This window comes from Streptomyces sp. NPDC001970 (genome assembly GCF_053594115.1).
On record NZ_JBSFDW010000026.1, the window covers coordinates 110,138 to 135,848 of the forward strand.

At 71.2% G+C, this 25,711-nt stretch carries 23 protein-coding genes and 4 pseudogenes; 11 read left to right on the forward strand and 16 right to left on the reverse strand.

Annotated features, from left to right (window positions below):
- The first annotated feature begins 85 nt into the window (after positions 1-85).
- A complete protein-coding gene (locus ACWCP0_RS27830; protein WP_451081519.1) occupies positions 86-544 on the forward strand; it encodes an SRPBCC family protein in 459 nt (152 codons plus the stop codon).
- Between the two features lie 469 nt (positions 545-1,013).
- Positions 1,014-1,310, forward strand: a pseudogene (locus ACWCP0_RS27835) (iron-containing redox enzyme family protein); the annotation flags it as partial.
- A gap of 48 nt (positions 1,311-1,358) precedes the next feature.
- On the opposite strand, the pseudogene ACWCP0_RS27840 reads toward ACWCP0_RS27835, so the two are convergent.
- Positions 1,359-1,442: pseudogene (locus ACWCP0_RS27840) on the reverse strand (WhiB family transcriptional regulator); the annotation flags it as partial.
- 774 nt (positions 1,443-2,216) lie between these two features.
- Between ACWCP0_RS27840 and ACWCP0_RS27845 the strand changes: the two are divergent.
- Positions 2,217-3,218 (forward strand): helix-turn-helix domain-containing protein, encoded by a 1,002-nt coding sequence (locus tag ACWCP0_RS27845; protein WP_451081520.1) that lies wholly within the window; start codon positions 2,217-2,219, stop codon positions 3,216-3,218.
- Positions 3,219-3,337: 119 nt separating this feature from the next.
- Here ACWCP0_RS27845 and ACWCP0_RS27850 read toward each other — a convergent pair whose 3' ends face one another.
- Positions 3,338-6,949 carry a S8 family serine peptidase gene (locus ACWCP0_RS27850; protein ID WP_451081521.1) on the reverse strand — a complete coding sequence of 1,204 codons (3,612 nt, stop codon included), beginning with the start codon at positions 6,947-6,949 and terminating at the stop codon, positions 3,338-3,340.
- A 613-nt stretch (positions 6,950-7,562) separates the two neighbouring features.
- Between ACWCP0_RS27850 and ACWCP0_RS27855 the strand changes: the two genes are divergently transcribed.
- Positions 7,563-8,291: a DUF2470 domain-containing protein gene (locus ACWCP0_RS27855; RefSeq protein WP_451081522.1), complete on the forward strand. Its 729-nt coding sequence runs from the start codon at positions 7,563-7,565 to the stop codon at positions 8,289-8,291.
- 240 nt (positions 8,292-8,531) lie between these two features.
- Here the strand turns inward: ACWCP0_RS27855 and ACWCP0_RS27860 are convergent, their stop codons facing one another.
- Both ACWCP0_RS27860 and ACWCP0_RS27865 read right to left on the reverse strand, forming a co-directional pair.
- Positions 8,532-9,035 (reverse strand): DUF4265 domain-containing protein, encoded by a 504-nt coding sequence (locus ACWCP0_RS27860; protein WP_451081523.1) that lies wholly within the window; start codon positions 9,033-9,035, stop codon positions 8,532-8,534.
- A pseudogene (locus ACWCP0_RS27865) lies at positions 9,032-9,398 on the reverse strand (hemin ABC transporter ATP-binding protein); the annotation flags it as partial. The pseudogene ACWCP0_RS27865 and the gene ACWCP0_RS27860, both read right to left, overlap by 4 nt.
- Between ACWCP0_RS27865 and ACWCP0_RS27870 the strand changes: the two are divergent.
- From ACWCP0_RS27870 to ACWCP0_RS27890, 5 genes are all read left to right on the forward strand, one after another.
- Entirely contained in the window at positions 9,386-10,081 is a 696-nt protein-coding gene (locus ACWCP0_RS27870) for a SpoIIE family protein phosphatase (protein WP_451081524.1), read from the forward strand. The pseudogene ACWCP0_RS27865 and the gene ACWCP0_RS27870 overlap by 13 nt on opposite strands.
- A gap of 225 nt (positions 10,082-10,306) precedes the next feature.
- On the forward strand, positions 10,307-11,083 hold the full coding sequence (locus ACWCP0_RS27875) for a hypothetical protein (RefSeq protein WP_451081525.1): 777 nt from the start codon (positions 10,307-10,309) through the stop codon (positions 11,081-11,083).
- A 107-nt stretch (positions 11,084-11,190) separates the two neighbouring features.
- Positions 11,191-11,811: an L-threonylcarbamoyladenylate synthase gene (locus ACWCP0_RS27880; RefSeq protein ID WP_351224867.1), complete on the forward strand. Its 621-nt coding sequence runs from the start codon at positions 11,191-11,193 to the stop codon at positions 11,809-11,811.
- Positions 11,812-12,144: 333 nt separating this feature from the next.
- Positions 12,145-13,497, forward strand: a complete 1,353-nt coding sequence (locus ACWCP0_RS27885) for an NAD(P)/FAD-dependent oxidoreductase (RefSeq protein ID WP_451081526.1) — start codon at positions 12,145-12,147, stop codon at positions 13,495-13,497.
- 17 nt (positions 13,498-13,514) lie between these two features.
- On the forward strand, positions 13,515-15,359 hold the full coding sequence (locus ACWCP0_RS27890) for a transketolase (RefSeq protein WP_451081527.1): 1,845 nt from the start codon (positions 13,515-13,517) through the stop codon (positions 15,357-15,359).
- Between the two features lie 461 nt (positions 15,360-15,820).
- On the opposite strand, the gene ACWCP0_RS27895 is transcribed toward ACWCP0_RS27890, so the two are convergent.
- From ACWCP0_RS27895 to ACWCP0_RS27930, 8 genes and pseudogenes are all read right to left on the reverse strand, one after another.
- Entirely contained in the window at positions 15,821-16,189 is a 369-nt protein-coding gene (locus ACWCP0_RS27895) for a low affinity iron permease family protein (RefSeq protein WP_451081528.1), read from the reverse strand.
- A pseudogene (locus tag ACWCP0_RS27900) lies at positions 16,186-16,891 on the reverse strand (UdgX family uracil-DNA binding protein). Before ACWCP0_RS27900 ends, ACWCP0_RS27895 begins: the two are co-directional and overlap by 4 nt.
- A gap of 90 nt (positions 16,892-16,981) precedes the next feature.
- Positions 16,982-18,178: a globin domain-containing protein gene (locus ACWCP0_RS27905; RefSeq protein ID WP_451081543.1), complete on the reverse strand. Its 1,197-nt coding sequence runs from the start codon at positions 18,176-18,178 to the stop codon at positions 16,982-16,984.
- 79 nt (positions 18,179-18,257) lie between these two features.
- A complete protein-coding gene (locus tag ACWCP0_RS27910) occupies positions 18,258-18,701 on the reverse strand; it encodes an RrF2 family transcriptional regulator (protein ID WP_451081529.1) in 444 nt (147 codons plus the stop codon).
- Positions 18,702-19,163: 462 nt separating this feature from the next.
- Positions 19,164-20,036, reverse strand: a complete 873-nt coding sequence (locus tag ACWCP0_RS27915; protein WP_451081530.1) for a hypothetical protein — start codon at positions 20,034-20,036, stop codon at positions 19,164-19,166.
- A 77-nt stretch (positions 20,037-20,113) separates the two neighbouring features.
- Positions 20,114-20,716, reverse strand: coding sequence for a TetR/AcrR family transcriptional regulator (locus tag ACWCP0_RS27920; protein ID WP_451081531.1), 603 nt, complete (start codon positions 20,714-20,716; stop codon positions 20,114-20,116).
- Between the two features lie 75 nt (positions 20,717-20,791).
- Positions 20,792-20,917: a hypothetical protein gene (locus ACWCP0_RS27925; RefSeq protein ID WP_451081532.1), complete on the reverse strand. Its 126-nt coding sequence runs from the start codon at positions 20,915-20,917 to the stop codon at positions 20,792-20,794.
- Between the two features lie 5 nt (positions 20,918-20,922).
- Positions 20,923-21,048, reverse strand: coding sequence for a hypothetical protein (locus ACWCP0_RS27930; RefSeq protein ID WP_451081544.1), 126 nt, complete (start codon positions 21,046-21,048; stop codon positions 20,923-20,925).
- Between ACWCP0_RS27930 and ACWCP0_RS27935 the strand changes: the two genes are divergently transcribed.
- Both ACWCP0_RS27935 and ACWCP0_RS27940 read left to right on the forward strand, forming a co-directional pair.
- Positions 21,004-21,333: a hypothetical protein gene (locus tag ACWCP0_RS27935; RefSeq protein ID WP_451081533.1), complete on the forward strand. Its 330-nt coding sequence runs from the start codon at positions 21,004-21,006 to the stop codon at positions 21,331-21,333. The two genes, ACWCP0_RS27930 and ACWCP0_RS27935, sit on opposite strands and share 45 nt — an antisense overlap.
- A 145-nt stretch (positions 21,334-21,478) precedes the next feature.
- Entirely contained in the window at positions 21,479-21,991 is a 513-nt protein-coding gene (locus ACWCP0_RS27940; RefSeq protein WP_451081534.1) for an N-acetyltransferase family protein, read from the forward strand.
- A 56-nt stretch (positions 21,992-22,047) separates the two neighbouring features.
- Here the strand turns inward: ACWCP0_RS27940 and ACWCP0_RS27945 are convergent, their stop codons facing one another.
- From ACWCP0_RS27945 to ACWCP0_RS27960, 4 genes are all read right to left on the reverse strand, one after another.
- Complete coding sequence (locus tag ACWCP0_RS27945) at positions 22,048-22,680, reverse strand: sulfatase/phosphatase domain-containing protein (protein ID WP_451081535.1); 633 nt, start codon at positions 22,678-22,680, stop codon at positions 22,048-22,050.
- Between the two features lie 120 nt (positions 22,681-22,800).
- Complete coding sequence (sbnA, locus tag ACWCP0_RS27950) at positions 22,801-23,874, reverse strand: 2,3-diaminopropionate biosynthesis protein SbnA (RefSeq protein WP_451081536.1); 1,074 nt, start codon at positions 23,872-23,874, stop codon at positions 22,801-22,803.
- A 260-nt stretch (positions 23,875-24,134) separates the two neighbouring features.
- Positions 24,135-25,211, reverse strand: coding sequence for a 2,3-diaminopropionate biosynthesis protein SbnB (sbnB, locus tag ACWCP0_RS27955; RefSeq protein WP_451081537.1), 1,077 nt, complete (start codon positions 25,209-25,211; stop codon positions 24,135-24,137).
- Positions 25,208-25,711: TauD/TfdA family dioxygenase (locus ACWCP0_RS27960; RefSeq protein WP_451081538.1), on the reverse strand; the 504-nt coding region annotated here is incomplete at its 5' end. The genes ACWCP0_RS27960 and sbnB, both read right to left, overlap by 4 nt.

The following is a 25,711-nucleotide window of genomic DNA, read 5'->3' on the forward strand; positions in this document are numbered from 1 at the left end:
GACGGTTCGGGGTACCCGCTGAACTGTGCCCGTCCCGTACGGCAGTCCGCTGCTCGTGCGGCAGTTACCGAGTGGAGGCGCAGCAATGAGCACGGTGAAGGAATCGGTTGAGGTCGAGGTCCCCGTCAGCACTGCCTACAACCAGTGGACGCAGTTCGAGGAGTTCCCGAACTTCATGGAGGGTGTCGAGGAGGTCAGGCAACTCGACGACCGTCACACCCACTGGACCACCAAGATCGGTGGCGTACGCCGGGAGTTCGACACCGAGATCGTCGACCAGTTCCCGGACGAGCGCATCGCCTGGCGGACCACCGGTGGGGACACCAAGCAGAAGGGGATGGTCAGGTTCCAGCGCCTGGACGACACCCACACCCGTGTGGAACTCGTGATGGACGTCGAACCGACCGGCGCCGTGGAGAAGACCGCCGCCATGACCGGAATGATCGACCGCCGGGTCAAGGGCGACATGCGGCGCTTCAAGGAGTTCGTCGAGCATCGCGGCAGCCAGTCCGGAGGGTGGCGAGGCCGCATCAAGCCCGGATGACCGGATCCAGCCCGGGATGAAGTGATGCGACGGCGCGCCGAGTCGGGCGCTCACGCAGGAAGCGCCATGACGCTCGACAGGGCCGTTCTCAGCTCCGCCATCCGCGCCAGGTCGGCGCAGATCAGGGCACACCGCCAGGTGCGGCTGTCGGCGGGCGCGTCCCCGTAGAGCACGTCTCTCGCCCCGGCCCGTGTCCCAGGCCAGACGCTCCGCCCGCAGCAGCCGCAGGACGTCGGTGAACGTGCGGGCCGAGCGCGACGGTCCTGCGGCGAGCAGCCAGGCGGGGCCGGGGACCCCCGCGGGCGAGACGGTCCACCATGGCCTGTGTGGTGGTGGCGGTCCGGCGGACGTTGCTCTCCGTGGCGTACAGCGTGCCGTCCGCGTCGATGAGGGCGTCGATACCGTACGGCCCCGAGTAGCCCCGCGCGGACAGGTACGCCCAAGTCGGCCGGCATGCCCATCACACCGCATCGGCCACTTCGCAACGGTCGAGATCACCTCTTCACCCGGGTCGAAACGCCTGGCCGCGGCGATGGGGCGCACCGGAGCCGGGCGGGCGGCGGAGTTCTTCTACGACGAGCACGTCGAGGCCGACGCCGTCCACGAGCAGGTCGTGCGGCGCGAGGTCATCGCAGGCCTCCTGGAGGAGGAACCCCACCTGGAAGCCGACGACGCCTTCGGTGTCGACGCGACCGTTCACCTGGAGGACCGGCTCGCCACGCATCTCCTCGGCGCCTCGCGGGACGGCGGGACCTCGCTCGACGGGGCGGCCGGCCACATCGGAGCCGATCTTCTCGGCCGGCATGGCCCGGAGGCTGTCGACGCCACGACAGGCGGCACGCAGCTGCCAGTCCCAGTGCTGGTGGAAAGCGCCGGGCAGACGCGAAACATCCGTCATCGGACCGTCCTTCCCTCGGGTGCCCCATCCGTGCTCCGTCGGGTACCCCGTGTCGATCTCGGTACGCGGACCGCTCGCGGTTCGCGACGCGGAGCTCTTCGCCTGCCGGGACAACGGCGTGCCAACGGCGTGCCAAGGGTGTGCCTCCGGTGGCGTCGAGGTTCTCGCCGGTGAGGCGACTTGCGCGATCGAATCGCTCGTTGCGGTGCGCAACAGGCGTTTTCGCACCGCTTGAGGACCGTCGGCCCGATGCCGCAGGTACGCGCGTGCGCCGGAGGGCCGGGGGAGCCGGGAGGAGCCGGGAGGCAGCTCCGCCCGGACCGTCGTCCCCCGGCCCGGGGGACGGGTGCCCCACCGCGCCCCAGTACTTCATGCGCCTGGTACCCGAGTAGTCTCTCCGCACCGTGGCTCCACGCAGGGATCGCAGCTTCGGCGTCGAGTACGACAGAGAAGAAGGAGGCAGCGATGCGGCCCCCACCGGCAGCACGCGCTGTGGTCATCGCGTCACCTGCACTCGAGGCGTGAAACCCGCCTCGTCGGCATTCCGGACCCGTACCTCGCAATCGGCGCGCGTGGCATGGGGGTGTCGACGGGTCGCGAGGCGAGCCACGGCCTCAGCAGCCGCCAGGGCGTCCCGTCAGGAGCGGCGCCGGGCTCCCGAAGGCGTGAGTCACACTGCCGGGGAATGGAGTGCCGGTCCGCGTTGTCGAAGCTTGCGGGGCGAACGAGGATGTGCGCCGACACGTCGGCAAGGTGATGGGAGAGGGACAGAGCATGCTGGAGACGGTGGGCTTTTCGGCTGCCGAGACCGAGGTGTACCGCGCGCTCGTCGTCGCCGTCACGGCGTCGGCGCAGGAGTTGTCCGCGACAACGGGTCTGGACGAGGAATCCACGGGGCGGCTGCTCGGCGCCCTGGAGAAGACGGGCCTGGCGCGCGGTGTGGAGGGAGAGCCGGGGCGGTTCGCCGCGAACCCGCCGGACGTGACTCTGCTGCCGCGGCTCGAGCGCCGCGCCGACGACCTCGACAAGGCCCGCGTCGCCGTGTCCGAGCTCATGGAGGCTTACCGCCGCAGCGCCCGGAACCGCGACGCGGGCGACGCGATAGAGATCGTCACGGGAGCCGAGGCGCTGCGCCAGCGGCTACAGCAGGTACAGGACAATGCCCGCCACGAGCTGTTGTGGTTCTGCAGGGCGCAGTACGTCGCGATGCCGTCGGGGACGAACCAGGCCGAGTTCGACGCCCTGGCTCGCGGTGTCGGTTACCGCGTCCTGTACGAGCAGGCCTTCTTCGACGACTCCGGCTCCGTTGACAACGTAGTCAGGGCTGTACGGGCCGGGGAGGCCGCGCGCGCCGTCCCCGCACTGCCGCTGCGGATGGCGATCGCCGACCGGTCCGTCGCCATCTGCCCTCTTGCACCCGCCGGTCCGGCCGGCAACCCGCGGGACGTGACGACGGCCGTCATCCGCGGCAGCAGCCTGTTCGAGGCGCTGCTCGCCTTGTTCGAGCGCTACTGGGAGGTCGGGGCACCGCTGAGGGTGACACCGGAGGGCCAGATCGGCGGGACCGGTCTGACGGCCGACACCGCCTCGCTGACTCCCGAGGACCAGCACCTTCTGTCGCTGATGGTCGCGGGCATCACCGACGAATCCATCGCCGGCCAGCTCGGCGTGAGCAAACGCACCGTCCAGCGACGTATCCAGGGCCTGATGACCCTCGCCGGCGTCGCGACCCGGATGCAGCTCGGATGGCAGGCCGCGCGCCGGAACTGGATCTGACCACGAAGGTGCGAAGGTGCGGCCGGCGTACTCCGCCGGCCGCACCCCTTTCCGGGCGGTGCCGCGATCCCCACCCCCACGCGGGTGATCGCGTCACCCACACCGCCCGGGGCTCTCGGCTACCGCACGCCGAACGCGCGGACCACCGTCTGCTCGACCTTGTTGCCCGCGCTGTCCCAGGCCTCGACGCGCAGCGACACGAAGTCCGCGTGGCGCGTCAGGGGACGGTCCAGCCGCACGTCGAACGTGCCGTTCCCGCGAGCCGAGACGGGGACGGACGCCCAGCGCCCGCCGTCGTCGGTCGACGCCTGGACGCGCATGCCCGCGATGCGTGCACCCGTCCACCCGTCCTGGTGACGGGCCGTCAGCCGCAGGCTCGTGGAGGACGAACCGTCCACCTGGTTGAGGGTGTCCACCGGGACGTCGTAGTCGAGCAGCACCAGAGGCAGCAGCGCCTCCTGGCCCGCGGCCGGCGACGAGGACCGGAACGACCAGGACGTGTCGGTGCTCGTCGAGAACACCCAGGCGGACGAGTTGCGGGAGGTCTCCACCCGCAGCCGGTAGGAGCCCTCGCCCTTTGCCGCCGGGAAGCTGCCCCACGGCGCCCGCTCGTCGGCGGCCTGGGTGCCGTCGCGGTACAGCCGGGTGCGCACCTGGTCGGTTTCGTCGTCGCCGGCGAATCCGTAGTGACGGCCCTCGCCGTCGGTCAGCTCCGCGAGCCGCAGGGCGAAGGTGTCGCCTGTGCGCACCGAGCGGAAGGCGGCGTTCCCGGCCGGCGCGGTCGGGCGGACGACCGACCCGTACCAGTCCTCACGCAGCCGCTGGCCGGCGGTGTACTGGTGCACACCGCCCGTCATGCCGCCACCGAGGGAGAACATGGTGTGCCACGGGGACTTGTGCGTGACCCTTTCCAGCCACAGTGTGTCGCCCGCGCTGATCGTCTCCGTCCGGGTCGAGGGCAGCTTCACGAAGGACTGGTGGTCCAGGACGAACGACGTGCCCTGCCAGGGACGCCAGGCGAAACGCTGCTCGCTGGACCAGGCATCGGTTCCGGGCCGGTGGTAGCGGGACTCCACCGTCGCGGTTCCGGACGACTTCACCGTGTAGGACAGACGGGCCGGCACGACGTCCTTCTCGACGAGCGCCAGGTCGTACAGGTACGGGCTGGACGAGGTGCCCGACAGCTCCAGCGTGCCCGTCCGCTGTCCCTTCAGCCAGGCCGCGAGCGCTTCGCCCTGTTCCTGCGGTACGTGCATGGTGATGAGCGGGTCTCGCTCACCCGCCGGGACCCACGGCTGCCACACCGGTCCCGCGAACTCGTTGATGATCATCAGTGCCGAGGCCCCGGTCCTCGCCACGGCGGCCACCTGCTCGGGGCGTCCTCCGTCGGTGCGCATCAGTACGGCCTTGCCGCGCAGGTCCTTCCCGGAAAGTGAGTCCGGCTCGACGAAGACCAGCGGCAGCCTGCGCTTGCCGTCCACGGCGGGCGAATAGTTGAACAGCACGGGGGTCAGCTCGGGAGCGTTGGCCCCCAGGGCCCGGGCCTGCAGCCGGGGCGCGACCATCCGCCACCGGGAGTAGAACTCGAAGTCCCCCTTCGCGGCCCGGGCGGTCGGCGTGGCGAACACGGTGCGGACCGCGTCGAATTCGACGGTCGTACTGGCGATCTTCCGGGAACCGAAGGCCCGGTAGGCACCGAAGTGGATCATCCCCTGCTGTTCGGACGCCTTGGGGGTACGCACCTCGATGGGCTTTGCCGTACGGGCGTCGAGGACGATCTCCAGGTCGGAGCTGAGCTTCAGCTCGGGCCGTATCACCTGAGTGAGGTGCCAGCCCTTGACCTCCTGGCCCGGCACCAGCGCCTTGAGGAAGTAGGTGTCCTCGGGGACCGTCACCTGGGCCGTGCCGTTCATCCACGGAGCGACGTGTGCCAGCACGTCGTAGCGCTGGTCGGAGCCGTAGAGCTCGAGGACCGGCACCACCGCGGGACGGCCTTCGCGGTCGACGAAACGCATCGTCAGGGTCCGCATGGCGCCCCGGACCGTCGTGGCGACGGCGGTGTGCACGGCGGCCGTGCCATCGTCCGGGGTCGCCGTCAGATAGCCGGCCCAGCGGCCCAGCGGCGCCCCGGCCGGACGCGCGGTGACCGGCACCTGCACGGTCTCGCCCGCGGCGACGGTGACCGACGACGAGCCGGTCGTGAAAGCGCCGGCCGGTGCGGGCGTGCCGTCGGCATGCTTCATCTCCAGCGAGAGCGCCAGCTTCACCGGCCGCGCGGAGACATTGGTGTACGTGATCTCCCGCGTGCCTGCGCTGTCGGGTTGCAGGGCACCCAGGCTCAGCGTGCCGGTGGCGACGACGCTGCGGGTGACGGCGCCGGCCACGTCCACGCGTCCGCCGCCCTGTTCGTCCACGCCCTGACCCGTGACCACCTTGGACGAGCCCACGAGCGCGTTCTTGATGGCCTGGGGAGTCCAGTTCGGGTGGCGCTGCGCCAGCAGTGCGGCCGCCCCGGCGACGTGCGGCGTCGCCATCGAGGTACCCGAGGCGGCGGTGTAGTGGTCGTTCTCCGGGCTGCCCATCTGCGTGCCCGCGGCCCGCGCGGCGACGATCCCGACGCCCGGCGCGGTCAGATCCGGCTTGACCGCGTCGGCCGCGCCGACGGGTCCGCGGCTGGAGAACGCGGCGAGCGAGTCGTCGCGGTCGACGGCACCGACGGTCAGGGCGCTCGGGGCCGTGCCCGGCGAGCCGACGGTCTGCGTGCCCGGGCCCTCGTTGCCCGCCGCGACGACGAACAGGGCTCCGGTCTCGGCCGTCAGTTCCTCCACCGCCGTGACCAGCGGGTCGTCGTCGGACGCCGGGCCGCCGAGGCTCATGTTGACGACTCGGGCGCCCGAGCGGGCCGCCCACTCCATGCCGGCCAGGACGTCGGAGTACGAGCCGGAGCCGGAGTCGTCCAGGACCTTGCCGACGATCAGGTCGGCGTCGGGCGCGACACCCTTGCGGGTGCCGTTCGCGGCGGCGCCCGACCCCGCGATCGTCGCCGCCACGTGCGTGCCGTGGCCGACGAGGTCGCGGGTGCTGTCGCTCGCGCTGAAGTTGCGTATCTCGCCCAGGCGGCCGGCGAGGTCGGGGTGGGCCGTGTCGATGCCGGTGTCCAGCACGGCGACCTTGACGCCCTTGCCGGTCGCTCCGGTCTTCCAGACCTCAGGGGCACCGATCTGCGCCACGCTGCGGTCGAGCGAGACCCGTACCTTCCGGTCGAGCCAGATCTTCTCCAGGCCGCCGGTCAGACGGGGAGCGGCCTTCTGCGCCTGCTGCGCGACGCGTGCGCCCGCTCCCTGCGTTGCCTTCTCCGGTGTGCCGCTGACGGTGTCCCAGAAGTGGTCCAGCCTGCCCTTGGCGGCATCGACCGCCACGCCGTCGACGCTGTCGAGCACCCTCCGGCGCTCCGCCCCGGTCGGCGCCTTCCGCGCGGACGCCGCGGCCGCCGAGCCGTAACGCAGCACCAGCGGCAGCTTCTTGGCGCGGGTGTCGTCGTACCCCTGCTCGATGAGGCCCGTGACGTCGAAGAGTGCGGCGTCCAGCCGGCCCGAGGAGATGTAGGGAACGGCGGCCAACGGTGTGACGTGGATCCGGCCGTCGATCTCCCGGGTGCTGAACCCGCCGCCCACCCGTCCACGTGCCGGACGGACACTGGCCACCTGGCGGCCGTCCGCGTAACGGCTCACCGTGACACGGTCTCCCGTGATCAGCGTGACGGTGTGGACGGACGGGCGCGTTGCGTCCGTGGATCGGGCCGGTCCGGGCTCTTGAGCAACGCCAGGTGCGGCCATGCCCACCAGAACTGCCGTGAGGGCGGCGATGGCCACCGAGCGATGGTGCGGCAAGTGGGTAGCCGGCCGCCACCGCCTGTTCGTTGATCTCATGGGGGCAAAGATTGGCGGCACAGACGCGGGCCAGTCAGCATCCGAGCCTGTCCAGCCTGCGCCAAGTCACCTTTCCGCCACCGGCCCTTGGACCCCGGCCGTGCGCGGACGGCTCAGCCCGGGCCGGGGGAGGTTCATGCGTCCCGGGACGTTGCTCCCGTGCCCAGGAACGGGCAGCCGCGGAACCCGGGAGCGGACACCTCCTCACCGATGCCCTGGAGGAGCTGCATGCGCTTTCCCGCCCGTCGGCATCGACGTGGGCCGGCTGCCCGACGGTCGTGCGGATCGCCCGGTCTCTCGACTCGAGGCAGGTCAGGACGTGGATGTCCGCGGCGTGGGCTTCCCTCGCGGACGACGGGTTTCGGTGGCCCCCGCCTCCCTGTTAGGTTAGGCAAACCTAACCTAAGGAGTTCTGATGGCCCTCGCAGACGTCCGTGGCACCGGACCGACCAACGCGGAGCGGATCCGTTCGATCATGGCCGGTGCCGGATCCCTGAGCCTGACGACCGGTGCCTGCAGCTACGACCTCATCGCCGGTCACACGGTCGACGACAAGGGCCAGTTGCGCCTCCATGCACCGGCGGAGAGTCGTCTGGCCGTCGAGGCCGCCTGTGCTCCACGCGGTGCGCTGGCCGCCCTGCTGGAGTTCACCGACATCGCCCCCACTGCGGTCCGCGACCGGGTGCGGGCGCGCGTGACCCTGTCCGGCTGGCTCGCACCGTCCGAGACGCAGCCCGTCCAGGGCGTGCTCGTGCTCCGTCTCGACGCCGCGCGGGCGACCATCGAACGGGACGGCGTCGTCGAGCACGTCGGACTCGACGAGGTGGTGCCGGCCGAGCCCGACCTGCTCGCGGTCGAGGAGGCTGCCCTTCTCACACACCTGGAGGACGACCACCTCGACGTGGTCGCACAGCTGAGCCGCCTGGCCGACCCGCAGGTACTCCAAGGGGCCGTGCAGGTACGCCCGTTCGCGCTGGACCGCTACGGGTTCACGCTGCGCTGCGAGTACACCCGTGGACACCGGGACGTCCGCATCCTGTTCCCCGATCCGCTGCGCACGGCCGCCGAGATCGGTGGGCAGGTCGACCGCCTGCTCGCACGGGCCTGCGCATGCCCGCCCCGGCGCGGGGCCGATCACCCGTGACGCGGCCCGAGCCCCTTCGACGGGAGACCCTTCGACCGGGCTCCGCGGAGCCCGCCGCGCCCCGCGACCAGGTTGCTGCCCTCATCCGTGCCGCCCCGCTGGCCGCTGCCGTGTACACGCCTCCCGGGCACCAGGACGGCTCTCCAAGGGCCCGCGAGGCCGGGCACGGGACGTGGCGGGGGGCCTGACAGCCGGCGCGCCGTCGGCCCCGCAGTCGGTGCCGTGATCCGGAATCGCACGCTACGCCGCTCGCCAGGCGTCGGTGACACAGGCAACCTCGAAGTGCCACCAGCCCTCCTCCTGGCCCCGGATCAGCAGTGCCTTGATTCCCTCGAGGTCGGCATCGGCCGGCACGGTCAACGCGACCAGAGGGAATTCCCTGCTGAAGCTCTCCCCGCCCAGGCCGAACGGAGCCAGCCGCTCGTGCACGGCCTGCGCGCTTCGCCCCAGCGGGCCGCCGGGGACCGGCAGCACCCGGACGGTGCAGTTGCCCGACGCCTCGACCCGTTCCCTGGCCCAGTGGTGACCGTCCGCGTCCGTGACGAACCGTACGACCTCGCCCTCGGCCACTCCGTCCTGGAGAAAGGGCACACTCGCCACACGGGCGGTGTCCGCGCTCAGCCGCGTGGCCCACAGACCTTCGGTGTCGTAGGGCAGCCAGTCCTCGCGCGCCACGAACCGGTACCAGACCTTGATCTGGTCGCCTCCGGCAGGTGCACGCTCTGGGGCAGTCGTAGAGGTCATGCACGACATGATGCCGCGAACCGTCGGTCGCCCCTTCGCGGGATGACCGGAGGCGGCCCGGTGCGTGGATGCGGCAGCACCTCGACGGGCGGTCGGTGGACGGCGCTCAGAAGTTCCCCCCGCATATCCGCGCGGGGGCCCACTGACGCGTTCCGGCCGTGATGCAGGACAGCCGCCCGGTCGGCGTGCCGCGGCCGGCCCGAGGTCGCGCGGGACGACCACCACCGCGTCCCCGGTCGCGGCCCGCTCCCGGCAGATCCGCATCACCGGCTCCTGGTGACGGAGATCGAGCGCGGCGGTGGGCTCGTCGAGCAGCAGACGGGGCGCTCGCTGCGCCAGGACGCGCGCCAGTGCGACCCGGGCATCACGGTCCGCTGCTCAAGCGTGCCGACGGCAGCTGCACGCGTCCGTACGTCGACGGTGGTCTGCCGCTGGGCCTCTCGCACTGCGCCGGCCATGCGTCGTACCCGACGACCCCCCTCCGACTGGGCCGCGACGACACCCTGTTGCTGTGCACCGACGGGCTGGTGGAGTCCTACGGCCTGGACATCGACGAGGGTCTGAGCCAGATCGAGACGATTCTTCGGACCGGGCCTCCCGGCACGGACGATCTGGCGGAGCACATCGTCGCCATCGAGGCGAGACAGGGCCAGGCGGACGACGTGGCACTGCTGCTCGTGGGACTCACCGGTGACAGCTCGCCCGAGGAACGACGGCAGTGGAGCTGCCTGGTGGCGCGCTCCGACCCGAAGGGACCGGCACACGCCCGCCAGATGCTCAGAAGCACGCTGGGCCACTGGGGGTTCGGTGAGCAGTGCGACGCTGCCGTGACAGCGGCCAATGAACTCATCGCCAATGCGCTCATGCACACCGACGGCGACGCCATGCCGACCGCGCGCGTGCTCCGGCAGGACGACGACGGGACCGACGGGATCGGCAGCCGGCTGAGAATCGAGGTGCAGGACACCTCCAGCGCGCTGCCGCGGGCAGGTTCCCCTCCGAGACCACGCCCGGCAGCCGGGGCCTGGTCATCGTGGAGCAACTGACCCAGGCCTGGGGCGCGGAGCCCCTCGGGGCCGGGAAGCGCATCTGGTTCGAGGTGCCGGTGCCCTGAGCCCGCCTGGCGTTTCCGGTGCGGCCTGTCCCGGAGCGAACGGCGACTCCCCGGCGCTCCGTTGAGTATCCGTACTCATGTCCGCCTCCGGCCGCGGCAGGACCATGGGACACAGCGTGGCACCGGCCGCGCCTTGGACTCTCATGCGGGGGATGACATGGGGAAGTTCCTCGGAGCGGCACTGGTGGTCGTGGGGACCGCCGCGGCCGTGATCCTGGCCCATGCGGCAGGGGCGCCACCGGAGGTGGTGCTGGGAGCGGCGGCCGGGGTGCTCGGCCTGCTGTGGCTGCTGGTGCTGCTGACCGTGCCGTGGAACCTGTACTTCCGGGCGCATGCGGTGCTCGCCGAGATCGCGGTGAGCCGGGACAAAGGGCTGGAGGTCGCGAAGGCGCGCGACTCCGAGGCCGCGCGCATCGCACGGATGATGCTGCGGGTCGCCGTGGCGGGACATGTGCTGACAGCGGGTGCCGCGGTACTGGTCGCCCTGGCGACCGGGCGCGTGACGGGCTACTGGTTCGCCGGGTTCTTCCTGCTGAGCACTCTCTTCCGGCCGGCAGGCGCCTACTTCGCGCAGCTCCGCCGGCGCCTGGGCACCTTGCTCAAGGACGTGACGTATCCGCGCGACGACGTGGTGGAGCTGCGTGCGCGGGTCCACGGCGCGGAGGCCGGGATGAAGGTCCTGGAGGACAAGGCGGAGGAGCAGTACCACGCGCTCGCCGAACTGCGGCGCACGGTGGACGCGTTGGGCATGGCGTCGTGCGAGCGGGCCGACGATGCCGATCGGAAGATCGCGGCGATGGGCAGGGAGTTCGAGTCGACCATGACGCGCATCACCGACAACCAGGAGATCATCGCGGGCGTCAAGGCCTTCCTGCGCCTGCTGCGGGCGAGCGGCGACGGCATGGAGCCGTCGAGGGGCCCGCGGCCGATCTGACCGCGCAGCCCCGTCGCGTCCGACCGCGCACGCCGAAGGCCGACATCGTTACGGTGAGTGACGGCTTTGTGGCTCGCGCGGATGCCCTGATCGCCTAGACTCGGCGGATGGCGAAGTACTTCGACGTCCACCCGGAGAATCCACAGCGGCGCGTCATCAGTGACGTGGCCGAGAACATCCGATCCGGCGCGCTCGTCGCGTACCCCACGGACTCCTGCTTCGCACTGGGGTGTCAGCTGGGCAGTCGTGACGGCATCGAACGGATCCGGTCGATCAGGAACCTCGACGAACGCCACCACTTCACCCTGGTGTGCCAGAACTTCGCGCAGCTGGGACAGTTCGTGTACGTCGACAACGACGTGTTCCGCGCGATCAAGGCGGCAACGCCCGGCAGTTACACCTTCATCCTCCCCGCGACGAAGGAAGTGCCGCGCCGGCTCCTGCACCCGAAGAAGAAGACGGTCGGCGTCAGGATTCCCGACCATGCCGTCGCCCAGGCCCTGGTCGCCGAGCTCGGTGAGCCGCTGCTCTCCAGCACGCTGCTCCTGCCCGACGACGACGAGCCGATGACACAGGGCTGGGAGATCAAGGAACGGCTCGAGCACGTGGTGGACATCGTGGTCGACTCCGGCGACTGCGGCACCGAGCCGACCACGGTCATCGACTTCTCCGGCGGCGAACCCGAGGTCGTACGCCGAGGGGCAGGCGACACCGCGCGGTTCGAGTGACCGCACCGACGGCATCGCATCTCGTGTGGCCGCGACACTTCGACAGAGGGACGCTGGGTTCACGGAGGCGTTGACGACGGCGTCGACGAGGACGCCGACGAAGGCGTTTGCGACGGCGGCGGGCGGGCACCCGGAACGTCTGGCCCGTCCCTCGGATGCCCTTGTCCCCATGGGAGGCGATTCGTCGTGCATGCCGAAGACACGGCACCGTCCGCGCAGGGCCCGCCCACACAAGGCCGGCCCACACAGACGCAACCCACACCGACCCAGTCCGCACAGACCGAGCCCGCATCCCGGAAGCCGGCGCGGGACCCCGTGCCCCGGGTCGTCGTCGTGGGAGCCGGATTCGCCGGCCACAGGACCGCTCGGACGCTCTCCCGGCTGCTGGCCCGGGAACGGGTGGAGATCGTCCTGCTCAATCCCACCGACTACTTTCTGTATCTTCCTCTGCTGCCTCAGGTGTCCGCCGGAATCCTCGAGCCACGGAGGGTGACCGTGTCACTCGTGCGCACCCTTCCCCGGGTGCGGCTCGTGCTCGGTGAGGCGACAGAGGTCGACCTGTCGCAGCGCCGCGTTCACTACACGGACCCGGAGGGCGGGCACGGGGAGCTGGCGTACGACCGGCTCGTGCTCGCGGTCGGCAGTGTGAACAAACTTCTGCCCGTGCCCGGAGTGAGCGAGCACGCCCACGGTTTCCGCGGGCTGCCCGAAGCGCTCTATCTGCGCGACCACATCACCCGGCAGACCGAGCTGGCGGCGTCCGCGGGCGACGCCGGCGAGTGCGCGGCGCGGTGCACCTTCGTGGTGGTGGGCGCCGGGTACACGGGGACGGAGGTCGCTGCCCAGGGCAAGCTGTTCACGGACGCGCTCCACGCCCAGATGGCCCGGCCGAGGCCGCCCCGGAGCGCGGCCTGGCGCTCGCCGGACACCCGCCCGCGCTGGCTGCTCCTCGACATCGCGCCGCGCGTGCTGCCGGAGCTCGACCGGCGCCTGTCCCGGACCGCCGACCGGGTACTGCGCAGCCGGGGCGTGGAGGTACGCACCGGTACGTCCGTCAAGGAGGCCACCCCGGAGGGTGTGTGGCTGGACAACGGCGAGTTCGTCGCGACCAGGACGCTCGTATGGTGCGTCGGCGTACGGCCCGATCCGCTCGTCGCCGACGTAGGCCTGCCCGTCGATCGCGGCAGGCTGCGCGTCACGCCACGGCTCGACGTGCCGGGGCACCCCGAGGTGTTCGCCTGCGGCGACGCCGCCGCCGTGCCCGACCTGACCCGGCCCCGCTCCGGGAACGGCGACGGCGGCTTCGAACTGACCCCTATGACCGCGCAGCACGCGACCCGTCAGGGCGAGGTCGCCGCCCGCAATGTCGCCGCATCCCTCGGACACGGTACCGCTCGCGCCTACCGGCACCACGATCTGGGGTTCGCCGTGGACCTGGGCGGAGTGCAGGCGGCCGCGAACCCGCTGGGCGTACCGCTGTCCGGACCCCTCGCGGGCGCGGTGACCCGCGGCTACCACCTCGCGGCAATGCCCGGCAACCGGGTGCGGGTGGCGGCCGACTGGCTGCTGGACACGGCGCTGCCGCGCCAGGCGGTGCAGCTCGGCCTGGTCCACTCCTGGTCCGTGCCGCTGGACACGGCCTCTCCCGAACTGGCCAGGTTCCCGGGGGCACCGCCCACGGGGTGACATGCAAGAGGAGTGACATGCGCTACGAAGAACTGAGCGAACTGGCCCAGCAGTTGCGGGTGGACTCCGTGCGGGTGGCCGACGCGGCGGGCTCGGGGCACCCGACCTCGTCGATGTCGGCGGCCGATCTCGCCGCCGTACTCCTCGGCCACCATCTGCGCTACGACTTCGACCACCCGGACAACCCGGCGAACGACCGGCTGATCTTCTCCAAGGGGCACGCCTCGCCCCTGCTCTACGCCCTCTACAAGGCGGCCGGCGCGGTCGGCGAGGAGGAACTGCTGACGTACCGCCGGCTGGGCAGCCGTCTCGAGGGGCATCCCACGCCGCGGCTGCCCTGGGTGGACGTCGCCACCGGCTCACTCGGCCAGGGGCTTCCGGTCGGCGTCGGCATGGCCCTCGCCGGCAAGTACCTCGACCGGATCCCGTACCGGGTATGGGTGCTGTCCGGTGACAGCGAGATGGCGGAGGGCTCCGTCTGGGAGGCCGTCGAGCACGCCTCCTACGAGAAGCTGGCCAATCTGACGCTGATCGTCGACGTCAACCGGCTCGGACAGCGCGGTCCGACCCGGCACCAGCACGACCTGGACGCGTACGCGCGCCGGCTCCGGGCCTTCGGCTGGCACACGGTCGAGGTCGACGGCCATGACGTCGAAGCCGTCGACAAGGCGTTCGCCGAGGCCGTGGAGGTGCGGGAGCGACCGGTCGCCGTCATCGCCGCCACCCGCAAAGGACGCGGTGTCGCCGCCGTGGAGGACCAGGAGGGCAAGCACGGCAAGCCGGTGCCGGACGCGCAGGCGGCGATCCAGGAACTCGGCGGTCCCCGCCACATACGGGTCGAGGTCCAGGCCCCGCCGGCCGAGCGGCCCCAGCAGCCCCAGGGCAGTGGGCGGGGCGAGCTTCCCCGCTTCGACCCGGGTACGAAGGAGGCCACGCGCACGGCCTTCGGGCGTGCCCTGGCGGCCCTCGGCTCGGCACGGGGCGACGTGGTCGCCCTCGACGGCGAGGTCAGCGACTCCACCCGGGCGGAGTACTTCAAGAAGGAGCATCCGGACCGGTTCTTCGAGTGCTACATCGCCGAGCAGCAGCTCGTCGCCGCGGCGGTCGGTCTGCAGGCGCGCGGCTGGTTGCCGTACGCGTCGACCTTCGCCGCGTTCCTCACCCGGGCCCACGACTTCATCCGCATGGCCGCGGTGAGCCGGGCCGGGATCAATCTCGTGGGCTCGCACGCGGGTGTGGCGATCGGCCAGGACGGCCCCTCCCAGATGGGTCTGGAGGACCTGGCCATGCTCCGCGCCGTCCACGGGTCGACGGTCCTGTACCCGTGCGACGCCAACCAGACGGCGAGGCTGGTGGCGGCCATGGCGGAGCTGGAGGGCGTCCGCTATCTGCGGACGACCCGCGGCGAGACGCCCGTGATCTACGGTCCCGACGAGGAGTTCCCGGTCGGCGGCAGCAAGGTGCTGCGCCGCAGCGACCACGACCGGGCGACGGTCGTCGCCGCCGGAGTCACGGTCCATGAGGCGCTGCGCGCCGCGGACGCGCTCGCCGCGGACGGGATCGAGGTGCGGGTGATCGACCTGTACTCGGTGAAGCCCGTGGACGTGGACACGCTCAACGACGCGGCCGGGGCGACAGGATGCCTCCTCACGGTGGAGGACCACCACCCGGAGGGCGGGATCGGCGACGCCGTGGCGGACGCGTTCTCGGACGGGCGCCCCGTACCGCGGCTCGTCCGGCTGGCCGTACGCAACATGCCGGCGTCCGCGACGCCGGAGGAGCAGTTGCATGCCTCGGGCATCGACGCGGAGTCGATCGCGGCGGCGGTGAAACTGCTCGTGGAACGGGTCGTCGTGCGCTGAGGGACCCGCCGCTCAGCAGCAGGGGATCGTCGGTCCCGGTGGCTTCCGGCGCACCCGCCCGGCGGTGTCACCGGTGTCCACCGGCGGCCGGTACGGGTACGTCGCTGATGCCGGAACGGCTCCCCGACGGCTTCGACGGGCCCCGGTTCCTGCAGAAGGACACGCCGGTCACCCACCCCGCCTGGGTGCACCGCGTCCAAGTGGCCAGGCGGCGGCACGGTCACGCACACGGGGTGCGGCGACTCGGTGACCCTGGTGCACCTGCCGACCCGGGCGTGCGTCACCTTCCGCCCGTGGCCGTCGAAGGCGGGCGCCGGCCATGCTCGACCGGCGACGCCGTCGCACACGGACCGCCACCTCCACCGCGCCCGGGTTCTGGGCCGGCGTGCCCGCCTCGCGGCACGCCCGTGGACGCGGGACCGTCACCGGTGTGGTCCTGTCCCCGCACGGGCGGGAGCAGGTCAGGTGTCCTCCTCCATCCGGATCGCAGTCTTCAGGTCCTCGTGCGCCTTTCCGGGCTTGCCATGCTGCGCTTCGAGCAGTGCGGCGGCGATGGCGTCCAGCTTGCGCTGAATCGCGCGCTCGGCCCGCAGTTCCGAGTTCTTCAGAAGCGCGATGAGCAGCAGCGTCACGGCGGTCATGCACTCTCCGGCGAACAGCTGCCACTTCAGCGCGAGCCCGGAGAGGTGTACGGCGACCACCACGGCGACGAGCGCCAGACAGAACCCGAAGAACGCCGGTGAGCTGGTGAGATGCGAAGCGAGCTCCGCCAGCCGTTCGAACTTCCCGCGCTTGTCGCCGCCGCGGTCGGCAGGATGCTGAATCGTCATGAGACCTGGGTACCGCCCCGGCCCTCCAACACCGCCGCGACAAGCCGCAGATCCGAGACAGGGCCCCGATACACCGACTCGCGGTCGTCGGCGCGCAACACCGCGGACGGGTGGACGGTCGCCACCGGCCCGCGTATCCCCTTGCCGGCATCGCCGTCCCCGTCGAGACCGGGCCACGGCAGCAGCGCGCCCCGCTGCCCGGTGACCCGGAACCCCGGGCCCAGCAGGGCCTTTCCGGCGGTCGCGCCGAGTGCCGCGACCACCTCCGGGGCCACGAGCCGCAGTTCGGCGAGGAGCCACGGCCGGCACGCCGTCTTCTCCCGCAGGTTCGGGGCCTTGAGAATGCGGCGCTTGCGGCCTTCCGGGACGGTGAACTCGAAGTGCTTCACCGCGTCGGTGACGTACGCCTGCTCCGGGTCGATGCCCGCTTCCTCCAGAGCCCGCGCCAGCACCGTGCCCGCCGGGCCGACGAACGGTCCGCCCTGCCGGTCCTCCTGGTCGCCGGGCTGCTCCCCGATGAGGAGTACGCGTGCGGAGGTGTCGCCCTCACCGAATACCGTCTGTGTCGCGTGTTCGTGCAGCGGGCACCCACGGCATCCGGCCGCGGCCCTGCGCAGTGCGGCGAGCCCTGCACGGCGGCCGGGCAGGGAACGGCGTCGCGTCGTACCCCTGCCCCTTCCGTTCGTCGGACGTGGTGCCCATGGCCGGCTGCTCCCTTTCGCGCCCGCTGCGTGACGACACCTCTCTTCACCGTGCGCCTGCGGGTGGAGGGCCGCAAACCGGCCCGGGCGCTCAGTCCTGTCCCCGCCAGAGGTCGGGGCCGAACACTTCGTAGTGAATGTCCGCGGCCGGTACGCCGCGGCGCAGGAGGTCACCGCGGACCGCGCGGAGATAGGGCAGAGGGCCGCACAGGTACGCCGTCAGGTCCTCGGGCAGGTCGAGCACACCGATGTCCGTCCGCCCGGTCCGCGCAGAGGGAGTGGTGCCGTCCGCCGTCTCGTACCAGAGGTGGCATTCGGCGTTCGGCAGTGCCTCGACGAGCCAGGCGAGTTCGTCGCGATGAGCGTGGTCGGCGGGGGAACGGTCGGCGTGCGCAACGATCACCCGTCGGCCGGACTCCGGGGCGGCCAGCGCGTACAGCATGGACAGCATGGGGGTGGTGCCGATGCCCGCGGAGGCGAGCAGCAGCGGAGTGTCACCGCCCGGCAGGGTCAGGCCGCCGAACGGCGCGGACACCAACAGGGTGTCTCCTGCCCGAAGGTTCTCGTGCAGCCAGGACGACATCTCGCCGTCGGGTCCGGTCGTGCCGTGGATCTGCTTGACGCTGATCCGCCACTCGGTGTGGCCAGGGCCGCGGGACAGGCTGTACTGGCGGATCTGCCGTGCCCCGTCGGGCAGTTCGGCCTGAACGCTGACGTACTGCCCGGGAAGGAAGTGGCCGGCCGGTTCGCCGTCGGCGGGGAGGAGGGTGAAGGAGACGATGTCGGGGCTCTCCTGCCGGCGTCCGGTCACCCGCATGGGGCGCCAGACGTCGCCTTCGGCGACGCCCGCCTCCTCGTAGAGCCGCGCTTCCAGGGCTATCAGCGCGTTGGCCATCAGCCAGTACACCTCGTCCCAGGCGGCGGCCACCTCGGGCGTGACCGCGTCGCCGAGCACGTCGGCGATCGCGCCGAGGAGGTGCCGATGGACGATCTTGTACTGGTCGGAGGTGATGCCGAGCGAGGCGTGCTTGTGGGCGATCCGCGTGAGCAGAACGTCCGGACGCGTGTCGGGGCGGTCCACCAGCATCGTGGCGAAGCCCGCCAGGGCGCCGGCGAGGGCCTGCTTCTGTGCTCCGTCGGCCTGGTTGCCGCGGTTGAACAGGTGGCGCAGCAGTTCCGGGTGGGCCGCGAACAGCTTGCGGTAGAACTGATCGGCGATCTCCTCGATCGCCCCGCCGACGACGGGCAGAGTGGCACGGACGACAGGGACGGACTGCTCGGAGAGCACATCGACCTCCAAAGTGGTAAGTGATCTTCGTATTTTTGGGAGTGCGATCCCGCCGGTCCGGGACCGGTGATCGGGAATCTCAGGCGGTGCCCCGCCCTGTGAGGGTGAGCAGGACCGGCCCGGTGGGGGACGCCACGACGTCCGACACGGTCAGGGGGTCGAGGGTGCTGTAGAACGCCTGCTGGGCGGCGCGCAGAGCGCTCCGGAGCCGGCAGGCGCCGCGCAGCGGGCACGGGGTGTCGCCCTCGCAGGCGACCACCTCCTCCTCGCCCTCCAGCTCGCGCAGCAGCCAGCCGACCGAGGCGCCGCGCCCGAAGCCGGTGAGCTCCAGTCCGCCGCCCCGGCCGCGCCGGGCCTCCAGGACGCCGAGATGCTGGAGCCGCGCCACGGCCTTGGCCATATGGGCGTACGGCACATCCATCGCCTCGGCCACCTCGCGCGTCGTCAGGGACTCGCCGTCCCGGGCGACCGCCAGGCGCATGACCGCGCGCAACGCCAGATCGCTGAACTTCGTCAACCTCACGCGTGCACGCTATCAAATGCGCATCTCGCATGCACATTAAGGGGGAGGGTTACCAACTACGGGCGGCTTGGCGATGCGGTCGCGGACCCGGGCGACGAGGTGCACCGGGGCGGCCTGGCCGGCGAGGACGGTGCGGCGTGCAGCGGCCGTCGAGGGCGCGAGTGCGTCGAGCGGCCCGGAGACCTGGCCTGCGCCGCGGCCGACACGTCGCGCGCCTGAGCCGGGCGCACTCTCGGGAGCCGGTGCGCCCCGGACCCCAGGACGCACCGGCCCCGCACGCCACAGCACGCTCGAACAGAAGGCCGACGTGCGCGCCGTCGGCGGACAACGGTTCCGCCTCGGCACGGGTGCGGTTCCCGCCGCAGGCGCCGAACACCTCGGCCGCGCTGCCGCCCGGGGCCATGGCCGCCGCCCACCACGTCGGCTTCGACGAACCCCGGAAGCCTTGACGGGGCACCGTCGTCACCCCGTCGCCGGCGCGCTCCGCGGGCGGCCGCCGGCCCGGTCCGGCAGCGCCAGCAGCCCGAAGGCGCAGTGGGCCGCACCCGTATCGCGGCGCACGACGAGCACGGCGACAAGGGCCGCCGCGGCGGGGACACCGAGCCACCAGCCGAGCAGATGGACGAGGACGCTGGAGGCCACGGCACTGCCGAGCGCCACTCCGAAGACGGCACCCAGCACCCCGCCCACGATGCGGAGTCGACCCGGTGCCGCACCGCTGCCCGGCTCACTCCGTCCCGAGCGGAGCCACGAGGCCATCATGGCCAGCATCACGGGTACGAGCACCGCTCCCATCCCGTACAGCGTCAGCGCGACCGGCGAGACCAGCCAGTCGCCCACGCGGGACAGGGCTTCTCCCAGGCCCGGACTCTCCGGCCAGTGTGCGAAGGTCTCCCGGTCCGCGGAGAAGAACCGCTGGTAGCCCCGCCCGTCCCAGCCGTGGACGAGGATGAAGAACATCCCGAAATACCCCACTCCGGCCTGGAGATAGGCAGCGTACACACGGCCGGCCGCGATCAGCCTCGCCGCGACCCGGTAACCGAGCACGCCCTGGCTCACGTTGGTCGCGGCGAACAGCGCGACCAGCCAGGCGGGCAGCGATCCGTGCCCGTGTGCCACCTGCATGGTCTCCCAGTCCGGGAAGCCCCACAGCAGCCATGCACCGCTCGGCGCGAACAGCACCGCGCAGTAGAGGACGGTGCCCAGCAGATACGGGTCCGACCACCGAAAGGCGCGGCGGCCGGGGGCGCCGGCGTTGCTGCCGAGCCGGTAGGCGGCGGCGGTGGCAAAGCTCGCGCCGATGCCGTACGACCAGAAGACGTCGACCTGGACCATCGTGCTCTCCCTTCCGGAATGACACGTCATTCCGCTTCGAGGGCAGAAGAAATGAACGGTCGTTGCGAGCCTGCGGCTCAGGAGGAGCCGAGGCCGTCGAACATGAGGGTCTCCACCGTGTGGATCCACGGGTCACGCAGGGCGCCGGGGTCCTGCACATGCAGCAGCCGCACGGCCCCGGTCACGATCATCCCGTTCACCGCGAGCCCGACCACGTGCGCGTCGAGATCGCGGCGCAGGAAGCCGCGGTTCTGTCCGTTGCGGATGAAGGCGGCGGTGTACGCGGCCGCCGCCTCCATCGCTCGGCCGGCGACGGAGGGCTCGGACCGGTCGATCGCTATCGCGTCGTAGAACAGAATGCGGCACAACTCCGGTTCAGCTGCGACGAGGTCGAACAGCTTGTGGCCGATCCGCCTGACCTGCTCCCGGTACTGCGGCAGGGTCTCGCAGGAGCCGGGATCCTCGTCGGACAGAGCGTCGGACACGCGGCCGAGCGCTCGCGCCACCACGCTCCGAGCGATGTCCTCCTTGTTCTTGAAGTACCGGTAGAACGTGCCGTGTCCGGCGCCGAGCTCGCGCGCGATGTCGGAGATCCCGGTCGCGTGGTAGCCGCGCTCGGCGAAGACCTTCCCCGCGGCGCGCAGGATCGCGTCCCGCTTGTCGACCACGCCTCTGGGCACGGGGGACACCTCTCACGTCGGCGGAACACGGAAGGCGGAATGACGTGTCATTCTCGAACTGGCCCCGGATATCCGTCAATAGGCCCGACGGCGGGGACCGTCGAGACTCGGGCGCAGCAGTTCCACCCGTACGTCCGAGCCGCGGAGCTGGGCCACGAACTCCTCGATCTGGCTGCGCGAGGCATGGTCCCAGTGCGCCACCCCGGTCAGATCGAGCCGGATCCTCGGCGTCCCGGCGACTCACCGCCACCGGAGCGGAGATGCAGGTCCAGGACCAGGGTCCGGGGATGACCGCCGAGCAGCGCTGCCGCGCGTTCGACCGCTTCGGGCACGCACCTGACGCTCCCAAGGGCGGCACCGGCCTCGGCCTCGCCCTCGTACAGCGCCTCACCCTTGCCGGCGGCGGCGAAGCCCTCCTCCTCCCTGCCCCGGGCGGCGGCCTCCCGACGCGGTCATCCGCCTCCGGTCCACGACGCCCCGCCGGAGCCACGGCCTGGCGGGCCTCCCGCACCCTCGCCGCCGGACGGTCCGCGCGGGCACCCGCACGGGGGAGCGGCGACGGTCGGCCGCGGCCCTGCGATCCGGCCCGGCGGACGACTGCGTTCGGTAATGGTTGAAGTGCGAAGCGTAATCGCTTTGGCGAGAACCTGCCTTGAGTCGGGCGGGAGGTGGCAAAAGACTGCTCATGTGCCGAGGCGGACACCCGTCCCGCGGGGTCCGCCCGCACACCACTCCCGTATGCCACTTTCAGGAGACCGTCGCATGCCCGACGCCGGCCGAGACGCCGTGTACCCGATCACGCTGACCGACGGCACCGCCACCCGGACCCGTGAAGTGACCCCCGCCGACCTCGAACCGGTCCAGGCGCTGCACCGGCGCTGCTCCCCCGGCAGCCGGGCCCAGCGCTACCACGCCGGCAAACCCGAGCTCTCCTCCGCCGGGTGGCGGTTGCTGTCCGACCCGGAGCGCGGCACCACGCTGGTGACCACCCCTGCGCAGCGCACGGATCACATCATCGCCATGACCAACGTGATGCGGACCGACCGGCAGGGAGTGGGCGAGCTCGCCGTGCTGGTCGAGGACGCCTGGCAGTCCAAGGGACTGGGCACCGCCCTCGCCGCGCACGCGGCCGAAGTGGCCCGCCGCGCGGGCCACCACACCCTGACCGCGGCGGTCGCCGCGGCCAACGTCCCGATGCTCCACGTCCTGGAGAACCTGGACGCACCGCCCCCTCGCGCCGTCGGACCCGTCTTCGACATCGACATCCCGCTGTAGCGCGGGGACGGACCGGGCGTAGCACGGGGACAGAGCGCGCGGAGGCCGCCCCGCCGTCACGCCCCTCCCTCAGAGGGAGGGGCGTGACGGTGCGGACCGGTGGGCGAAGGGGAGCCTGTCCCACGGCAGGTCCCGGATCTCCGCGTCGACGCGACGACCCCGGGATCGCGGACCGGTGCGGGTTCGATCACGGGTGGTGCCTCGCCCACCTCGATCATCCAGCGCCTGAGCGCCTCGGCGAGCCGGTCGGCGATGTCCCGGTGCGAGGCCAGTCCCGCGAGGTTGTCCCGTTCATGAGGGTCGGCCCACAGATCGTAGAGCTCCGTCTCGACGTAACGCTCGGCGTCCGGGTCCTCCCACGGGTCGCGGTCGGGCGCGGCCACGGCGTACTTCCACCGGGCGGTCCGTAGCGCTCGGCCCACGTGGGACTCGCTGATCTGGACGAACACCTCGTCCGGCCGGCCCGGGTCGTCCCCGCCGCCGACCAGCGGAAGGAAGGACCGGCCTTGCACGCCCTCCGGGACGGAGAGGCCGGCGGCCTCGATGAGCGTGGGTACGAGGTCGACCGTGCTCACCGGACGGCGGGCCCCGGCGGTGCGACGGCTCGCCAGGGCGCCGTCGACGCACTGATCGCCGCGGACGGTGACGTCACGGAGGCAGACGTGACCGCGGTCATCACGGAGGCACACGTGACCGCGGTCATCGGGGAGGGCGGCTGGGACGCTGCGGCAGTGCGGCCGCGGCCAGGGACTTCCTGGCGTTCTGATCCGGGCCTTCGTCAGTGCCCGTCCCGGGCGCTGTACCACTGCCTACTGCTGCCGACTGCCCGGGTACGGTGTCGGTGGCGCGGGGTCGGGCGCCGGGGCATCGGCGGACGGCTCGTCGTCGTAGTCGAGCACGTCGTCGTCGAGCACGTCGTCGTCGAGCACGCCGTCGAGCACGTCCTCACCGTAGAGAGCGTGCAGCCAGTTGGTGTGGTAGACGGTGTCGAGGTAGCGCTCGCCGAGGTCGGGGGCGATGGCCACCGCGGTGAGTCCTCGCCGGCCGTGCTGGTCCAGCCAGTCCATCGCTCCGCTGACCACCGTGCCCGTGGAGCCGCCGAACAGGAATCCGTGTCTGGCCAGACGATGGCAGGCGCGGATGGTGTCCGCCTCCTCGACGAGGATCACCTCGTCCACGCACGCCTCGTCGAGCAGGGGCGGGCGCATGCTCATGCCCAGTCCGGGGATCATCCGGCGGCCTGCCGCACCACCGAAGATCACCGAGCCGACGCTGTCCAGGGCGACGATCCGCACCGGGCGGTGCCATTCCTGGAAGTAGCGTGCACAGCCCATCAGCGTTCCGGTGGTACCGGCACCGACGAACAGCACGTCCAGGCCCGGGAAGTCGCGGGCGATCTCCGGCGCCGTCCTGCGGTAGTGCGCCTTCCAGTTGTTCGGATTGGTGTACTGGCTGAGCCATACGTACCGGTCGTCCGATGCGCACAGCGCGCGGACGTAGTCGATCCGGGCGCCGAGGAAGCCGCCGTTGGCCTCCTGTCCGGCGATGACGTGCACCTGGCTGCCCAGAGCCTCCATCATCAGCCTGGTCGACAGATTGCAGCGAGAGTCCGTCACGCACAGGAACTGGTAGCCCTTGCTCGCCGCGATCATGCTCAGTGCCACGCCGAGGTTGCCGGACGAGGACTCCACCAGGATCGAATCCGGCGTCAGGACTCCGTCCCGCTCGGCGGTCTCCACCATCTCGATCGCGGCCTTCAACTTGATCGAGCCCGCGAAGTTGAAGCCCTCACACTTCAGGAAGAGCGAGTGCCCGAATATCGACTGAAGGTCGACATACAGCTCGTCCTCGTTGAAGTCATACGGAACGGATATGACTGGCACGATGGCCTCCTCATCTGCAGCAGGGCACTTGTCGGTACGTCCGACGACCGTGGCGGCGGGCTTCTCGTCCTTGCGGCGAGACCCTCCGCCCCATCGGGCGGGACGGGGGAGCCCTGTGTCAGCGGCCGCGGCGTCGTGTGCTGACCCGCGGCGAATTGACCGACGGTCTTGCGAGGGATAAGTGCTGCATGAGCCTCCTTTCCTTTCATCGGGCAACGACGTCGCGGACTCGTGCTCGCCCGTTCAGGGCTTGCGACCGTTCATCCGTGGCGTCGTAGTTCGTGGAAGAAGTCGTTGACGACGTGGAGTTGTCCGGTGCGGGCGATTTCGTCGTAGACGTATTTGCCGACGGCGAGGTCGAGGACGCCGAGGCCGAAGGGGGAGAAGATGACGGGTCGGTCGGTGGGGAGGGTGATGCGGCCGGTGAGGGCGTCGTCGAGGGTGCCGGTGAGGAAGTCGCGGTTGCCGGTGAGTTGTTCGACGAGGTGGGGTGAGGTGTCGGCTTTGAGGCAGTGTTCGACGTCGTCGACGATGTTGGCGGAGGTGAGGAGGATTTCGGGGGCGAGGTCGCGCAGGGAGATGTGCAGGACGAGGGGGTTGTGGTCGAACCATGCCGGGTCGGTGACGTGGGGGGTGGCGGCGATGGTGGCGAAGACGATGACGTCGCTGACGCGGATGAGTTCCTCGGGGTTGTCGTGGAGGCTGACGGTGGCGGTGGTGCCGGTCTGTTCGAGGTAGGTGCGGAAGCCGGCGGCGCTGTCGGGGGACAGGTCGTGGATGCCGATTTGTTCGAAGGTGAAGCCGGTGCTGGTGAGGAAGGTGTGGATGTAGCGGGCGATCAGTCCGGTGCCGAAGAATCCGATGCGGGTGGGGCGGGGGCGGCCGTGGGAGAGCCGGTCCGCGGCGAGGGCGGCGGAGGCGGCGGTGCGGGTGGCGCTGATGATGGAGCTTTCCATGCAGGCGAAGGGGTAGCCGGTGTCGTGGTCGTTGAGGATCAGGACGGCGGAGGCTCTGGGGATGCCTGCCTGGACGTTGTCGGGGAAGCTGGAGATCCATTTCAGGCCGTCGACGCGTACCTGGCCGCCGATGGATGCGGGCAGGGCGATGATGCGGGAGGAGGGGCGGTCGGGGAAGCGCAGGAAGTAGGAGGGCGGGTTGACCGAGTCGCCTGCGGCGTGCAGGTGGTAGGTGGCCTCGATCAGTTCGACGATGTCCTTCTCGCGGCCGGCGAGGACGTTTTGCACCTGGGCGCCGGAGATCACGGCGAACGGGGGCACGGTGACCGGCTGGGCCATGGCGGACTCCCTTGCGGTGGAGGTGGAATGGGCGGTGGTCATGCCGCACCTCCCTGGAGTGTGGGTGCCGTGTCGGCCAGGTGTACCGGGTCGGCCATCGCGACGAGTACCTCGCGTGGTCCTTCGTAGGGTTCCCTGCTGTGTGCGGTGCGGAGGTTGTCGACGAGCAGGAGGTCGCCGGTCTGCCACGGCTCGCGTGCCGTGTTCTCCTCGTACACCTTGTTGAGGAGTTGGATGGTGTCCTCGTCGATCGGGTCGCCGTTGCCGTAGCGGGTGTTGAAGGGCAGGCCGTCGGCGCCGTACATCTCGATCAGGTATTCGCGTACCTCGGGTGCGATCGTCCACTCGTTGAGGAAGGCGATCTGGTTGAACCAGCACCGCTGTCCGGTGACCGGGTGGGCCACCACGGCACGCCTGCGTTGGCGGGTGTGCAGGCTGCCGTCGGGCTGCCAGGTGAAGTCGATGCCGTTGGTGCGGCAGTAGTCCTCGACCGTGGGCCGGTCGTCGGTGCCGAAGGCCTCTGCCACCGATGCGCCGATCTC

Coding starts and splice junctions, on each gene's coding strand:
- ACWCP0_RS27830 (WP_451081519.1), top strand. CDS start 86: ATGAGCACGGTGAAGGAATCGGTTGAGGTCGAGGTCCCCGTCAGCACT.
- ACWCP0_RS27845 (WP_451081520.1), top strand. CDS start 2,217: ATGCTGGAGACGGTGGGCTTTTCGGCTGCCGAGACCGAGGTGTACCGC.
- ACWCP0_RS27855 (WP_451081522.1), top strand. CDS start 7,563: ATGGCCCTCGCAGACGTCCGTGGCACCGGACCGACCAACGCGGAGCGG.
- ACWCP0_RS27860 (WP_451081523.1), bottom strand. CDS start 9,035: ATGACCTCTACGACTGCCCCAGAGCGTGCACCTGCCGGAGGCGACCAG.
- ACWCP0_RS27875 (WP_451081525.1), top strand. CDS start 10,307: ATGGGGAAGTTCCTCGGAGCGGCACTGGTGGTCGTGGGGACCGCCGCG.
- ACWCP0_RS27880 (WP_351224867.1), top strand. CDS start 11,191: ATGGCGAAGTACTTCGACGTCCACCCGGAGAATCCACAGCGGCGCGTC.
- ACWCP0_RS27890 (WP_451081527.1), top strand. CDS start 13,515: ATGCGCTACGAAGAACTGAGCGAACTGGCCCAGCAGTTGCGGGTGGAC.
- ACWCP0_RS27895 (WP_451081528.1), bottom strand. CDS start 16,189: ATGACGATTCAGCATCCTGCCGACCGCGGCGGCGACAAGCGCGGGAAG.
- ACWCP0_RS27915 (WP_451081530.1), bottom strand. CDS start 20,036: ATGGTCCAGGTCGACGTCTTCTGGTCGTACGGCATCGGCGCGAGCTTT.
- ACWCP0_RS27935 (WP_451081533.1), top strand. CDS start 21,004: ATGACCGCCGAGCAGCGCTGCCGCGCGTTCGACCGCTTCGGGCACGCA.
- ACWCP0_RS27940 (WP_451081534.1), top strand. CDS start 21,479: ATGCCCGACGCCGGCCGAGACGCCGTGTACCCGATCACGCTGACCGAC.
- sbnB (WP_451081537.1), bottom strand. CDS start 25,211: ATGACCACCGCCCATTCCACCTCCACCGCAAGGGAGTCCGCCATGGCC.